This window comes from Rhodococcus huquni, assembly GCF_055231055.1.
Genome location: NZ_JBUYWE010000001.1, coordinates 602,906 through 616,578, shown reverse-complemented (window position 1 = coordinate 616,578; position 13,673 = coordinate 602,906). Strand labels below are relative to the sequence as shown.

The window sequence follows — 13,673 nt, the reverse complement described above, 5'->3', positions numbered from 1 at the left end:
GCCAAACGGCACTAACGTGGGGGCCATGAGCACTCATGCCGGAGCCAGCACTCGATTTTCTTCCTCGGTCTACGCGGACCGTCTCGCGCGGTCGGCGGCGGCGGCACGAGAAGCGGGACTCGATGCGCTGCTGATCACGCCGGGGCCCGACCTCCAGTACCTGTTGGGTTCGAACGCTCAGTCCTTCGAACGCTTGACCTGTCTCGTCGTGCCCGCGAACGGGGAGCCTGCCTCGGTGGTGGTTCCGCGTCTCGAGCTTGCGGCACTGAAGGATTCGGCGGCGGACGAACTCGGTCTCGAGATCCGCGACTGGGTCGACGGCGTCGATCCGTACGCGATCGTGGCGCAGGGGCTGCCGCACCCGGCGCGCGTCGCCGTCACCGATGCGATGCCGGCCCTGCATCTGATTCCCGTCGCGGCCGGCGTCGGTGCCCTTCCCGTCTTGGCCACCGACGTGCTGCGCGAGCTCCGAATGATCAAGGACGACGAGGAGATCGAAGCGCTTCGCCGTGCCGGGCAGGCCATCGATCGGGTACATGCCCGGATGGGCGAATTTCTCCAGGTCGGACGGACCGAAGCCCAGGTAGCAGACGACATCACCGCCGCGATTCTGGCGGAGGGACACACCGAGGCGGCCTTCGTGATCGTCGGCTCCGGGCCGCACGGCGCAGATCCGCACCACGAAGTGTCCGATCGAGTGATTGCGCAGGGCGACATCGTCGTGATCGACATCGGTGGTCCCGTCGAACCCGGCTACAACTCCGACTCCACCAGGACGTACAGCATGGGTGAGCCGCAACCGGAGATCGCGGCGAAGTACGCGGTGCTGGAAGAAGCGCAGCGGGCTGCGGTCGATCTGATCGCGCCGGCGGTCAGTGCGGAGGCCATCGATGCTGCGGCGCGCAGTGTGCTGGCGGCACAGGGGCTTGCGGATGCATTCGTACACCGGACCGGGCACGGTATCGGCCTGTCCGTGCACGAGGAGCCCTACATCGTCGAGGGCAACTCGGTACCGGTTGCCGAGGGCATGGCGTTCAGCGTGGAGCCAGGGATCTACTTCCGTGGCGAATGGGGTGCGCGTATCGAGGACATCGTGGTCGTCACCGCGGACGGGTGCGAGCCGGTGAACGTTCGTCCGCACGGACTGACCGTTCTCGGCTGATCGATCACCCGCGCAGCGGGGCCGCCCCGAGTACTCGGTTCACCGCGATCTCGACCACGACGCGGTGGGGATTGATGCGGGGTGGGCGGTAGCGCGCCTCGTAACGTTTCTCGGCCTCTGCCACGGATTCCGGATCGGTCAGTACCCGGCTGGGACCTTCCAGCGTCAACCACCTGCGACCGTCCACCTGACTGACCGCCGCGTAGCCGCCCCGCTCGGCGTTGATCGCCTTCTGCTTCCCGGCGGACGTGATCACCCGTGCGACACCGCTCTCGCTGTCCCAGGTGAACCCGACCGCGACCACGTGCGGCGTGCCGTTCTTGCGCAGGGTGGTCAGCGTGCCGAGGTGATACTCGGCGAGGAACTCTTGCGCGGCATCGGTCAGTACCAGGGGTGTTGCGGGGGTGCGGTGCATGCTCAGACGGTAATCCAGGACACTGGTGGGGTGAACTTGGGATCGAGCAAGGGCAAAGGCTTGCCCGACGGCGGCACCGTGCTGGTACTGGGCGGACGGAGCGAGATCGGTGTGGAGATCGCCGCCCGGCTTGCGCCTGGACGCACCGTCGTCCTGGCTGCTCGCCGGAGCGGCGACCTCGAAGCCGAGCGCCGCATGGTGTCGGAGGCCGGCGCCGAAACCGTCGCGTGCGTGGAGTTCGACGCGAACGATCTGAACAGCCACGAACCGCTGCTGCACTCGGTGACTCGGGAGTTCGGCGCCCCGTCGGTGACCGTGCTCGCTTTCGGGCTGCTCGGGGATCAGGAGCGCGCCGAACGGGATGCGCAGCACGCCGTGGACGTGATCCACACCGACTTCGTCGCGCAGGTAGGCGTTCTCACCCACCTGTCGAACCTGTTGCGCGCACAGGGGCGAGGCACGATCGTGGTGTTCTCGTCGATTGCAGGGGTGCGGGTGCGCAGGGCCAACTACGTGTACGGATCCGCCAAGGCCGGCCTCGACGGGTTCGCCAGCGGTCTCGGAGACGCGCTGCACGGCACCGGGGTATCGCTGATGCTCGTGCGCCCAGGCTTCGTGATCGGACGCATGACCGAAGGAATGGCCGCCGCACCGATGTCCAGCACCCCGGGTCAGGTGGCGGACGCTGTCGTGAACGGTTTGAAGCGCGGCGCGGCCCGCGTCACGGTGCCCCGCGCTCTGCGCCCGGCGTTCTTCGTCATGCATCTGGTGCCCCAGGCAGTCTGGCGACGGATGCCGCGATGAACCCGATCGTGGTCGTCGGCATCGGCGCGGACGGCCGGGAAGGACTGTCTCTCACCGCGCGACGCGAGATCGACGCCGCGCAAGTCCTGCTGGGTTCGCGCCGGCAGCTCGACCTCGTTCCGACTTCGGATGCCCTGCGTATTGCCTGGCCGTCACCGTTGATTCCGGCGTTACCCGGCCTGCTTCAGGAGCACGAGGGACAGTCGGTGTGCGTGCTCGCGAGCGGTGACCCGATGTTCCACGGAATCGGCGTGACGCTCGTCGAACTCCTGGGGGCGCAGAACGTTCGCGTCGTCGCACACCCGTCGTCCGTGTCGCTCGCGTGCGCCCGGATGGGGTGGCCCTCCCACGAGACCACGGTGGTCAGCGTGGTCAACAGGGACGTCGAGACCGTGCTGCCCGAGCTGTACGACGGGGCACGGATGCTGGTCCTCGGCCGCGATGAGCAGACCCCCGACGCGCTCGTGAAGCTGTTGACGAGTCACGGATTCGGCGGTTCGCGTGTGACCGTGTTGTCCGACCTGGGGGCCGACCGTGAGTCGCGCTCCGAGGCGCTCGCGCGAGAGTGGAACAGTGAATCGAGCAGCGCGCTCAACGTGATTGCGGTCGAGTGTCTCGGCGACCGACCGAGCGCCAGGCTCGGGCGGCTGCCCGGGCTACCCGACGGCGCGTATGTCGGCGACGGTCAGATGACCAAGCAGGAGATTCGCGCGCTGACTCTGTGCGCCTTGGCGCCTGCGCCGGGAGAGTTGCTGTGGGACGTCGGTGGCGGTTCCGGCACGGTCGGCATCGAGTGGATGCGTACGCATCCACGGTGCCGCGCCGTCTCGTTCGAACGAATCGAGACCCGGGCCGAGCAGATCCGTTCCAATGCCTACGGGCTGGGGACTCCAGGTCTGGTGCTGGCGGGCGAGGCGCCGGGCGCTTTCGATGCGCTCGCTTCGGCACACGCCGTGCCGGATGCGATTTTCGTCGGCGGCGGCATCACTCAGGCCGGGCTACTCGATCGCTGCTGGACGCGCCTTCCGGTGGGCGGCCGGCTGGTCGTCAATTCGGTGACCGCCGAATCCGAGGCGATGCTGCTGGGCTGGTACGCATCGCACGGAGGGCAACTGCGCAAGTTTCAGGTCTATCGAGGTGAACCGTTGGGCGACTTCACGTCGTGGCGGCCGCAACTACCGGTCGTCCAGTGGTCCGTGACCAAGCACGCCGCAACGCAACGAGTGGAAGAGGAGCGACCATGACGGTGTACTTCATCGGCGCCGGACCGGGAGCCGCCGACCTGGTGACGGTGCGGGCGCAGCGGATCATTGCGCAGAGCCCGGTGTGCCTCTACGCGGGCAGCCTGGTGCCGGAAGAGCTTCTGCAGGAGTGCCCGACGGGCGCACAAGTGATCGACACCGCCCGCCTGAATCTCGACGAGATCACCGCACTGCTGGTGGAAGCGCACGAGAACGGCCACGATGTCGCGCGCCTCCATTCCGGCGACCCGTCGATCTACAGCGCCGTGGCCGAGCAGATGCGAAGACTGGACGCGGCCGGAGTGAGCTACACGATGGTGCCCGGAGTACCGGCATTCACCGCCGCTGCCGCCTCGCTCGGACGTGAACTCACCGTGCCAGGGGTCTCGCAGACGATCGTGTTGACGCGAGTATCGACCCTGTCGACTGCGATGCCCGAAGGGGAGGATCTGCGCACGCTGGGGCGCAGCCGCGCCACTCTGGTCGTCCATCTCGGTGCCCATCGAATCGAGCAGATCACGGAAGAACTCACCGAACACTACGGTTCGGACTGCCCGGCCGCCGTCGTCGCATTCGCCTCGCGCCCCGACGAGATCGTTCTGCGTGGCACGCTCGCCACCCTGACCGATCAGGTGAAGACGGCCGGTATCACCAAGACAGCGGTGGTGATCGTCGGAAAAGTGCTGGCCGCCGAAGGGTTTCCGGACAGCTACCTGTATTCGTCCACCCGCACTCGCGCCACCCACTGACCGTGAAGCGGGTCCTTCTGCTCGGCGGCACCGGGGAAGCGCGCGCGTTGGCCACGGCCCTCGAACATTCGACGGACATCCAGGTGGTGTCGTCGCTGGCCGGCCGGGTGCGGGATCCGCTGCTGCCGATCGGCGACGTTCGGGTCGGCGGATTCGGTGGGGCGGAAGGGTTGGCGAAATGGCTGAGCGACCACAGCGTCGACGGGATCGTCGACGCAACCCACCCATTTGCTGCGCAGATCACCCGAAACGCACTCGAGGCCGCAGCACGGGTCGAGGTACCCATCGTCGTGTTGCGGCGCCCCGGATGGTCTCGCATGGGCCGCCAGGACTGGTCGACGGCACGGGACGTCGACGCGGCCGCAGCCTTGCTCCCCGAACTGGGAACTCGTGCGTTCCTCACGATCGGCAGGCAGAGCGTGCACTCTTTTGCCGCGGTGCGAACGATGTGGTTCCTCGTGCGTGCGATCGACCCGCCGGAGGGGCCGATGCCGCCACATTCGCAGCTGATTCTTGCTCGCGGACCGTTCTCGGTCGCCGAGGAAGCGGCCTTGATGCGGCGGCACCGGATCGACGTCCTCGTGACGAAGGACAGCGGCGGAGCGGGTACTGCGGCGAAGCTCGATGCGGCCGCCGAACTCGGGATTCCGGTGCTGGTCGTGCGCCGGCCGCCACTGCCTTCAGGCGCGTCGACCGTGTCGGACGTGGAGGAAGCGATTCTCTGGATCGAGTCGGCGATCTGAGCCGCCTCACGGTGTGAATGTCGGTAACGGCACAGTTGCGACACGGACTCGAAACGGCCACGGAACCCCAGAACCGAACAATTCTCACTTCAGTCACTCGATAGTCGGCATGCGTACGACGTTTACGTCGGCTGACAACGAAACGTTGCCGGCACACCACATCCGCCCCTGCGGAGAGATGGAGCCAGCATGATCGATACCGATCGAAGACCCGGCCGCTCGAGCAGTCTGGGCCGCCTTGTGACATTGACAAGCCTGTTCGGTGCGCTCTGCATCGCGATGCTCGGATTCGGAGCAGGCACCGCGACGGCAGCCCCACACAACTGGGACGAAGTCGCGCAATGCGAAAGTGGCGGGGACTGGACCACCGACACCGGTAACGGGTTCTTCGGTGGTCTTCAGTTCACGCCGGAAACCTGGAAGTCTCACGGCGGCACCGGGCTCGCCTCGGAAGCAAGCAAGGCCGAGCAGATCATGGTTGCCGAGAAGGTCTTGCAGACCCAAGGGCAAGGCGCCTGGCCGGTGTGTGGCCGCTTCCTGACCACAGAGGCTCCGCAATCGGATTCTGCGCCCGTTCCGGAACCGGATGCGTCCCCAGCGCCGGAAACCGACGTAGCGTCCACCCCGGCCGCGGAAACAGTCGACGAGAGTACGTCGACCATGATCGCCCGAGCCGCCCTGGAAGGTGCCCGGGCGATCGCGGCCGCATCGGAGTAGGGAGCGGGGTCAGCGACGTCCGTCGGCGGATGCGAAACCCAACCACGTGTGTCGGTTGCCTGCCCAGCACCAGCCCACCTTCGGCGCATTGCGATTGGCCGCGCCGTCACGGCCGGTGCCGTTGCTGATCCAGATCGCCGGTGTGCGAGTGTCGAGAGCGCCGTTCGGCTTGACGAGCCGTGAGCCGATCGTCATGAAGCAGCGGTTTCGTTCGAGAGCCTCGGGTTGTTGCAGCAGCCAGTGAATCCCCTCGATCAGGGTCAGCGGTGTGCGATCCGCCGCGATGATCGACGGCAGTGCCTCGTCCGGACTCCAGTTCGACATCTCGTCGCCGCGGGTGACGCCGGAGACCGTGTAGAGCGGGCCATCCGGAACGTCGACGGATTCGATGGGAGCGAAGCCGTCGGCGTCCTGCATGTCCACAACGACGAATCCGGGCTTACCGGCACGTTCGAGAAGTGGAGTCAGAGCGGTGGGTCCGGCATTGTTTGCGTTGACGACGAGGAGTGCGCCGTCGCCGCGTTCGTTCTCTCGCGCATGTTCACGCAGGTGATCCGCCGTGAGATTCGCGATCTCGTGCACGTTCGAACTGATCAGTTTTTCCGCTTGATCGGTCAGTGGCGGCAGGGTGGGCAGGGCTGTGGTGTTGCTCGAGGCTTCGCTCACCCGACCATGATGCCCGAACTCGCGATGGGCGGTTCATGATCCGAGGGCCTGGATCACTCCGGCTGCCGATTCGGCGATCACCCGATTGTCCGCTTGGGCGTCGGCACGGTTCGTGGTGCTGTCGGTGAGAATCACCAGGACGATCGGATCACCTTCGGGTGTCCACACGACTCCGGCGTCGTTGGCCGTACCGTAACTGCCGCCTCCGGTCTTGTCGGCTGCGGTCCAACCGGCGGGCAGTGCCGCCCGAATGCGTTGATCCGACGTGGTGCTTCCCTTCATCCAGTCGACCAGGCGCGTGCGGTCGGGAGGGGTCAGACCGTCGCCGAGGAGGAGTTCCTGATATCCGTCGGCCAGTTCGCCGGGGGTCGATGTATCCCTCGGATCACCGCGCAGTGCCTCGTTGAGGTCGGTTTCCCAGCGGTCGAGTCGGGTGCTGTCGTCGCCCACCGCGCGTGCGATCTCGGTGACTCCCGACGGACCTCCGATTTCTTCGAGGAGATAGTTGCCCGCTGTGTTGTCACTACGAGTGAGGGCGGCCTCGGCGATCTGCGCGAGGGTCATCGACGTGCCCGCGGCCGGCCCTGTCACGGGGGAGTACTCCACGACCTTGTCGGGGTCGATCGTCACCTGCTTGTCGAGGGAGGTTGTTCCGGACTCTGCACGGCGCAGCACTTCCGCTGCCGCGTAGGTCTTGAATGTCGAACACAGCGCGAAAGATTCGTCCGCGCGGTGCTCGTACGCCTCGCCGGTCGTCGTATTCACCGCCGCGATTCCGACGCGGGTGGAAGTGCTGCTCTCCAGATCGCCGAGCGCGGCGTCGAGGTCGGCCTGCGCGTCGGTGGTGTGGGGCGACGGAGCCACCTGTTCGACGTCGGCATTCGGGGTGTCTGCGGTCGGGCTGTCTGCGGTCGGGCTGTCTGCGTCGGCGCAGCTACCCAGAACGAGTGGGAAGGCGGCGGCGAGCGCAACAGCGATACGGGTGGGGCGGCGTGTCCAGGTCATACGACACAATCTGGATCGGCGGTCGTCGGTTCACAAATACGACGACGGGCCTGTCGCCAGTCGCAAACGATATCGTCCCAGGTTCGCCGGGCGAGTACGGGCTCGATCTTGTCCGGGCGACTGGTTGAATGGCGTCTCATGGATTTGATCCGTCATCTGAGTTTCTTCGTCGCCGTCGCCGAGGAAGGCCATTTTGGCCGTGCGGCCGAGAGTTTGGGTATGACCCAGCCGCCGTTGTCTCAGGGGGTGCGCCGACTGGAACAGCGAGTGGGGATCGATCTTGTCCATCGCGGTCACCGCGGTGCCGTTCTCACCGACGCGGGACGCGAACTTCTCCCTCGCGCGCGTCTGTTGGTGGCGGATGCCGCCAGATTCGAGGACGAAGCGCGGCGGGTGGCAGGTGGTAGCGACACCGGAATCAGATGGGGTGTGGCCGATACGGTTCCGGACGAGGTCGCAATGGCGTGTGTCAAGGCGTTGCGGCACAGCACTTCCGGCCCGGCAACCCAGGTGTCGACCACGACGGATTCGACCAATCGTCTGGTCGATGCGGTCGGTGGTGGGCTCCTCGACGTAGCGGTAGTCGATCACCCCGCTCTGCTGACCGGGCTGGACTGCGGACCGGTCCTCACACTTCGACGATGGCTGGTCGCGCCTGCAGAGCACCCCGTGGCCGCGGCGGAAAGACCGCATCTGCGCATGGTGCGCGGCCTGGCGTTCGCATCCCGTCCCCGTTCCGACAATCCACCGGCGCACGACCTTCTGATCGACGTCCTGCGCGCCAAAGGGCTCGACCCCGAGATGCGGACCGCAAAGGATGGACGTGATCTTCTCGCCCAAGTGGCGGCGGGAGAATGCTTCGGCGTCACCGCCGTGCGTCCTGCCGCGGTGCCCGGCGTCGCCTGGATCGGGCTGCTTCGAGAGGAGTTGGCTCTGCGGATGCGGATCGTGTGGCGACCGTCCCACGAACCTGCCACTGCGGTGCGGGCGCTCGACCGAGTCATGCTGACAGCCGACCGATGAGCGTGAGCGCCGAGAAGCGAATTCGAGACGTGTTCGCCGATGCGGGCTGTGTCGGTCACCTGCATGCTCGACGTGTCGGCTCCGGTGACAGTGCCGAAGTGTCCTTCGGGGCAGACGATCTCGTGGTGATGGCGTCCGTGTACAAGCTTCCGCTGCTTCTCGCCTTGTGCGAATCGTTCGACGAGGGGGACATCGATCCGCGTGCCACGGTGCGATTCGAACCCACCGCATGCACCCCTGGTCCGACCGGGGTATCGCTGTTTCACGACCCCGTCTCACTGAGTTGGCGTGACCTCGCCGTCTCGATGATGACGGTGTCCGACAACGCCGCTGCCGATCTGGTCCTCGGCAGAGTCGGGCTGGAGCGCATCGAATCCCTGCTCGGTGCGCTCGGACTGCCGCGGACCCGAGTGGTCGGCGGGACGGCCGATGTTCACCGCAGACTGGTGATAGACGCGAAGGCGCACACCACGGCAGAGGCGTTCGCAGCGCTGGCGAGCAACGACGAGGCGTGGACCGTGTCCGCATACGATCCGTCCTATGCGAGTGCCACGACTCCCCGAGAGATGACAGCCCTGCTCGACGCGGTGTGGACGGATCGCGTGCTGTCGCCGGGGAGTGCCCGATTCGTTCGCGAGGTGATGGCCGCACAGGTGTGGTCTCACCGAATCAGATCGGGGTTTCCCTATTCGGACACGGTGGTAGCCGGGAAGACCGGAACCATCGGTGCAATTCGCAACGAGGTCGCGGTAGTGACATTTCCGGGTGAGGTCCCCATCGCGGTGTCGGTGTTCACGCGTGCGGCGAGAGCGGACCCGATGCTTCCTGTCGTGGACGCGGCCATCGGACGGGCGGCCCGGATCGCGGTCACGGAACTGAGGTCCGGGAGACTGAACTGAAACTACGTCAACCAATGGTTGACGAACTCGAATGCGTCAACCTATGGTTGACGCATGGATGATTCAGTGAAGATGACCCACAACGTTCGCCTCGACGAGCTGATCGACGCGATCAAGAAGGTTCACCCCGACGCCCTCGACCAACTGTCCGACGCGATGCTGATGGCCGACCACCTCGGTGATGTTGCCGACCACCTGATCGGGCACTTCGTGGACCAAGCGCGGCGTTCGGGTGCCTCCTGGACCGACATCGGGCAGAGCATGGGAGTGAGCAAGCAGGCGGCGCAGAAGAGGTTCGTACCCAAGGGGCCGTCCGGTGAATCGGATCTCGATCCGAACGAGGGTTTCAATCGGTTCACACCGCGGGCGCGGGGTGTCGTGGTCGTTTCCCAGAACGAGGCCCGCAGCGCGAGCAACGACGCGATCACCCCCGCGCACCTGATCCTCGGATTGCTCGAGGATCCCGCCGGCTTGGGTGCGCGCGCCATCGTCGAACTCGGCGTGAGCCTCGAGTCGGTGCGGGCCGCGGCGACCGCAGCGCGGCCTCCTGCCGCCGAAGACGTGCCGGCACTGATCCCGTTCGATGCGGCGTCGAAGAAGGTCTTGGAGTTGACCTTCAGGGAGGCACTGAGGTTGGGCCACAACTACGTCGGGACCGAGCACGTGCTGCTCGCACTCCTCGAGCACGAGGACGGCGAGGGTGTGCTGTCCGGCCTGGGTATCGAGAAGGCGGCGGCCGAAGCCACCGTCGTCACAATGGTGCAGGCCGTCATCGATTCGATGAAGGAAGCGTAGTAACTCAGCTCGGATAGCGGCGCGGCGTGAACACCCGCGCCGCATCACCGTGTCGGTGCACCGTGGTTGTCGAGGAGCCGACGATCAACAGGCACCGCATGTCGATTTCGGCCGGGTCGAGATCGGCGAGTCGGACCACCCGGACGCTTTCCTCGGCGCCGGCCACGTCTCTGCCGATGATCACAGGGGTGTCGGGGGAGCGGTGCTCGAGAACGAGATCGCGCATCGCACCGACCTGCCAGGTGCGGGACTTGGATGCCGGGTTGTAGACGGCGAACGCCATGTCGGCGCCCGCGACAGCCGAAATTCGCTGTGCGACGACATCCCACGGCTTGAGGCGGTCGGACAGTGAGATCACTGCATAGTCGTGTCCCAACGGTGCTCCGACCCGACTCGCGACGGCATTGGCCGCGGTCATCCCCGGTACGACCCGGACCGGGACGTCACGCCACTGATCGTCCGAGGCAACTTCGAGAACAGCGGATGCCATCGCGAACACACCCGGGTCGCCCGAGGACACCACGGCAACGCGGGCCCCGTTCTTCGCGAGATCGAGTGCCATGGCGGCGCGTTCGGTCTCGACCCGGTTGTCGCTCGAATGTCGGCGCTGACCGGGGCGGTGGGGAACACGGTCGATGTACGGGCCGTATCCCACGAGGTCGGTCGCCCGTGCGAGTTCGTGGGACGCCTCGGACGTCGTCCACCCGTGATCTCCCGGGCCGAGGCCGACCACGACCACCTCGCCGCTCCGGGGGGCCGGATCCGGGTTGTTCGACGGGCTGGGGACGATGGCGATGGCGAAGTACGGAACCTCGTCGTCCGAGACCTCGGCGGCCGCGGCCACTCGTTCTCGCGTGGTGCTGGCACGTTCGACGTATCGGGCTTCGTCGATCCGTCCGGATTCGGTCAGCGCGCGGCGGACGTGTGGGTAGGTGCGCCCGAGCTTGAGGATCGCGGCGGCATCGGTCTCTCGGAGACGACGAGTGAGCTCGGCTTCCGGAAGCGTCCCGGGCAGAACGGTGAGGATCTCTTCGCCCTCGACGAGCGGCGTGCCCATCGTGGCGGAGGCGGCGCTGATCGAGGTGACTCCCGGCACGATTTCGGCGTCGAAGCGGTGTGCCAGGCGTTTGTGCATGTGCATGTACGAGCTGTAGAACAGCGGATCTCCCGCCGCGAGCAGAGCGACGTCACGCCCGGCGTCGAGATGGGCGGCGAGGGTGGCTGCAGCGCTCTCGTAGAACTCGTCCATCGCACCCTGATAGCCGCCGGGGTGGTCCACGGTTTCCGTGGTGACCGGGTACACGAGGTGTTCTTCGAGTTGGCCCTCACGCATGTACGGCGCGGCGACGCCGCGAGAGATGCTCTTACCGTGGCGGGCGCTGTGGAACGCAACCACGTCGGCTTCGCCGATCACCCGGGCCGCCTTGACGGTGACCAGTTCCGGGTCGCCCGGGCCGATCCCGACACCCCACAGTTTGCCGCTCATTCGATTTCGCTCGCGATCGCGTTGACTGCGGCGGCGGTGATGGCGCTGCCGCCACGTCGGCCACGAAGCAGCAGGTGTTCGAGAGTGCTGGGATGCACGATCAGTGCCTCCTTCGATTCGGCGGCGCCGATGAACCCGACGGGGCCACCCACGACGGCGGCGGGCCGCGGCGCCCCGGCTTCGATCATGTCGAGGAGGTGGAACAGTGCGGTCGGCGCATTTCCGATGGCCACGACTGCGCCGCCCAGTTTGTCTCCCCACAGTTCCAGCGCAGCGGCGGACCGCGTGTTCCCCATCTTCTCCGCCAGCGCGGGGACTCGCGGATCGCGGAGGGTGCACAGCACTTCGTTGTCGGCAGGGAGCCGTGTGCGTGTGACGCCTGCCGCCACCATGTTGGCGTCGCAGAGGATCGGCGCACCGCTTTTCAGTGCATCCCGCGCAGCGGTGACGACGTCGGGTGTGAACGAGATGTCGTCGACGAGGTCGACCTGCCCACTGGCATGAATCATCCGGACCACGGCCTGCGACACGGACTCGGGGAACCGGTCGAGATCCGCCTCGCCGCGAATCGTGGCGAACGACTGTCGGTAGATCTCTGCGCCGCTACGGATGTACTCGGTCATGGGATAGACGATAGAGGGGGATGCCGGAAGCCCCGCACCGTGGTCAGGGCCTGCTGTACCGATATCCGTCGCCGGTGGCCACGACATCGACGACGGCGGAGCGAGGACGCCCGCACAACCGATCACAACCGGACCAGTGCTGGTCCCCTGCCATGGGCAACTCGGCGCCCTCGGTGACCGCTTGTTCGATCACGGCGCGGGCATCGGCGCGAACGTCGGCCAGTGCCTTCGCGCAGCCCGGACGACCAGTGCACGCAGACACCCGCAGCCAAGGCGACTTCTCGTCGAAGATCAGTCCCATCGGGGCGAGTACTCGAACGACCTGTTCGGCCATGTCCTCGGTGAGATCGCACAGCAGTACCGTCTTCCACGGCGTCACGATCACCGGTCGTTCGACGGCGGCGAGGAATTCGGCGAGCCGGGCATCGAGAACACCGAAGGGCAGGCCGCCACCGAGTGTGACGAGCCCGTCCTCGTGATCGAGCCACCCGATCGGAGGCTTCGCATCGGGCGTCGTGGACATCGGGGCCGCGTCGGCAGACAGGCCGAGCCGCTCGAGAACACGGTCGGCCCCATCGGGGACCTCCGCCAACCGCCACTCGGAATCGCGAATCTGCTGGAACGCATGCGCCGAGTCGATGAGCACCGATACCGCATCCGCCGTGCGGATACGGACACCGCTGTCTCGTCCGGCGAGCATCAATGCCGATTCGGTATCGGTCATCGCGTGCACACCGAAGTCACCTCGAAGCGGGGAGACGTCGCCGCGGCCGTCGTCGAGCGTGAAGAGCGCCCGCCCCGGCAGCTCGGACAGTGCAGGTGTGTCGCACAGCGTGCGGTCCAGGCTGTGGACCAGAGCGCGAACATCGGCCTGCCCTCCGACCCGGCCACTGAGCGGCGACGCAAGGATGTTCCGGACCCGTTCGTGACTGGGCGACGGCAACAGTCCAGCGGACGCGATGTGGTCCGCAAACGCGGCGGGGTCGGCGACGGCACGAAGTTGAATGTTGCCTCTCGACGTCAGCTCGAGTTCGCCGTTGCCCCAGCGGGTGGCCGACTCGGCCAGCGTCTGTACCTGGGAGGGAGTCAGGATGCCGCCGGGTAGCCGAACCCGCGCCAGGTTGCCGTCCGCCGCCTGATGAACCTGCAACGCACCGGGGCAGGCGTCGGGGCGAAGGCGCGATCGGGGCATGGTCACAGGCTACTGCGCGACCCCGGTAGCATCACGACCACTTGCGACTGCAGGCGAGGAAACCGGTGTGAATCCGGTGCGGTCGCGCCACTGTGTACCCGGCAGGTCGAGAGATCTTTGCCGGGCAGCCAGACCCTCGTCTGCGGGCCACTC

General features: G+C 66.6%; 15 protein-coding genes. 9 read left to right on the top strand and 6 right to left on the bottom strand.

What is annotated here, in order from left to right:
• Nucleotides 1-25 precede the first annotated feature (25 nt).
• The gene (locus ACZI8R_RS02830) at nt 26-1,162 is read left to right on the top strand and encodes a M24 family metallopeptidase (protein WP_463378027.1); all 1,137 of its coding nucleotides are present in this window, start codon (nt 26-28) and stop codon (nt 1,160-1,162) included.
• Nucleotides 1,163-1,166: 4 nt separating this feature from the next.
• Here the strand turns inward: ACZI8R_RS02830 and ACZI8R_RS02825 are convergent, their stop codons facing one another.
• Nucleotides 1,167-1,577 (bottom strand): PPOX class F420-dependent oxidoreductase, encoded by a 411-nt coding sequence (locus tag ACZI8R_RS02825; RefSeq protein ID WP_463378026.1) that lies wholly within the window; start codon nt 1,575-1,577, stop codon nt 1,167-1,169.
• Between the two features lie 30 nt (nt 1,578-1,607).
• Here ACZI8R_RS02825 and ACZI8R_RS02820 point away from each other — a divergent pair, with 30 nt between their 5' ends.
• The 5 genes from ACZI8R_RS02820 to ACZI8R_RS02800 all read left to right on the top strand — a co-directional run bounded on the left by ACZI8R_RS02820 (nt 1,608) and on the right by ACZI8R_RS02800 (nt 5,831).
• Nucleotides 1,608-2,381, top strand: coding sequence for an SDR family NAD(P)-dependent oxidoreductase (locus ACZI8R_RS02820; RefSeq protein ID WP_463378025.1), 774 nt, complete (start codon nt 1,608-1,610; stop codon nt 2,379-2,381).
• Nucleotides 2,378-3,625 carry a precorrin-6y C5,15-methyltransferase (decarboxylating) subunit CbiE gene (gene cbiE / locus ACZI8R_RS02815; protein WP_463378024.1) on the top strand — a complete coding sequence of 416 codons (1,248 nt, stop codon included), beginning with the start codon at nt 2,378-2,380 and terminating at the stop codon, nt 3,623-3,625. Before ACZI8R_RS02820 ends, cbiE begins: the two co-directional genes overlap by 4 nt.
• On the top strand, nt 3,622-4,371 hold the full coding sequence (gene cobM, locus ACZI8R_RS02810) for a precorrin-4 C(11)-methyltransferase (RefSeq protein WP_463378023.1): 750 nt from the start codon (nt 3,622-3,624) through the stop codon (nt 4,369-4,371). The genes cbiE and cobM overlap by 4 nt, the downstream gene beginning before the upstream one ends.
• Nucleotides 4,372-4,373: 2 nt before the next feature.
• Entirely contained in the window at nt 4,374-5,114 is a 741-nt protein-coding gene (locus ACZI8R_RS02805; protein WP_463378022.1) for a cobalt-precorrin-6A reductase, read from the top strand.
• A 189-nt stretch (nt 5,115-5,303) separates the two neighbouring features.
• The gene (locus tag ACZI8R_RS02800) at nt 5,304-5,831 is read left to right on the top strand and encodes a transglycosylase family protein (RefSeq protein WP_463378021.1); all 528 of its coding nucleotides are present in this window, start codon (nt 5,304-5,306) and stop codon (nt 5,829-5,831) included.
• Between the two features lie 9 nt (nt 5,832-5,840).
• Here ACZI8R_RS02800 and ACZI8R_RS02795 read toward each other — a convergent pair whose 3' ends face one another.
• Nucleotides 5,841-6,497 carry a DUF5701 family protein gene (locus ACZI8R_RS02795; protein ID WP_463378020.1) on the bottom strand — a complete coding sequence of 219 codons (657 nt, stop codon included), beginning with the start codon at nt 6,495-6,497 and terminating at the stop codon, nt 5,841-5,843.
• A 33-nt stretch (nt 6,498-6,530) separates the two neighbouring features.
• Nucleotides 6,531-7,502 carry a class A beta-lactamase gene (gene bla / locus ACZI8R_RS02790; protein WP_463378019.1) on the bottom strand — a complete coding sequence of 324 codons (972 nt, stop codon included), beginning with the start codon at nt 7,500-7,502 and terminating at the stop codon, nt 6,531-6,533.
• Nucleotides 7,503-7,640: 138 nt separating this feature from the next.
• Between bla and ACZI8R_RS02785 the strand changes: the two genes are divergently transcribed.
• From ACZI8R_RS02785 to ACZI8R_RS02775, 3 genes are read left to right on the top strand one after another with little or no spacing between them, the layout of a single operon-like run.
• The gene (locus tag ACZI8R_RS02785) at nt 7,641-8,525 is read left to right on the top strand and encodes a LysR family transcriptional regulator (protein ID WP_463378018.1); all 885 of its coding nucleotides are present in this window, start codon (nt 7,641-7,643) and stop codon (nt 8,523-8,525) included.
• Complete coding sequence (locus ACZI8R_RS02780) at nt 8,522-9,424, top strand: serine hydrolase (RefSeq protein ID WP_463378017.1); 903 nt, start codon at nt 8,522-8,524, stop codon at nt 9,422-9,424. Before ACZI8R_RS02785 ends, ACZI8R_RS02780 begins: the two co-directional genes overlap by 4 nt.
• 54 nt (nt 9,425-9,478) lie before the next feature.
• On the top strand, nt 9,479-10,219 hold the full coding sequence (locus ACZI8R_RS02775; RefSeq protein ID WP_463378016.1) for a Clp protease N-terminal domain-containing protein: 741 nt from the start codon (nt 9,479-9,481) through the stop codon (nt 10,217-10,219).
• A 4-nt stretch (nt 10,220-10,223) separates the two neighbouring features.
• Here ACZI8R_RS02775 and ACZI8R_RS02770 read toward each other — a convergent pair whose 3' ends face one another.
• The 3 genes from ACZI8R_RS02770 to cobG are packed head-to-tail and all read right to left on the bottom strand — an operon-like array spanning nt 10,224 to nt 13,520.
• The gene (locus tag ACZI8R_RS02770; RefSeq protein WP_463378015.1) at nt 10,224-11,705 is read right to left on the bottom strand and encodes a precorrin-2 C(20)-methyltransferase; all 1,482 of its coding nucleotides are present in this window, start codon (nt 11,703-11,705) and stop codon (nt 10,224-10,226) included.
• On the bottom strand, nt 11,702-12,328 hold the full coding sequence (locus tag ACZI8R_RS02765; protein ID WP_463378014.1) for a precorrin-8X methylmutase: 627 nt from the start codon (nt 12,326-12,328) through the stop codon (nt 11,702-11,704). The genes ACZI8R_RS02770 and ACZI8R_RS02765 overlap by 4 nt, the downstream gene beginning before the upstream one ends.
• Before the next feature lie 43 nt (nt 12,329-12,371).
• Nucleotides 12,372-13,520, bottom strand: coding sequence for a precorrin-3B synthase (gene cobG, locus ACZI8R_RS02760; protein ID WP_463378013.1), 1,149 nt, complete (start codon nt 13,518-13,520; stop codon nt 12,372-12,374).
• Nucleotides 13,521-13,673 lie beyond the last annotated feature (153 nt).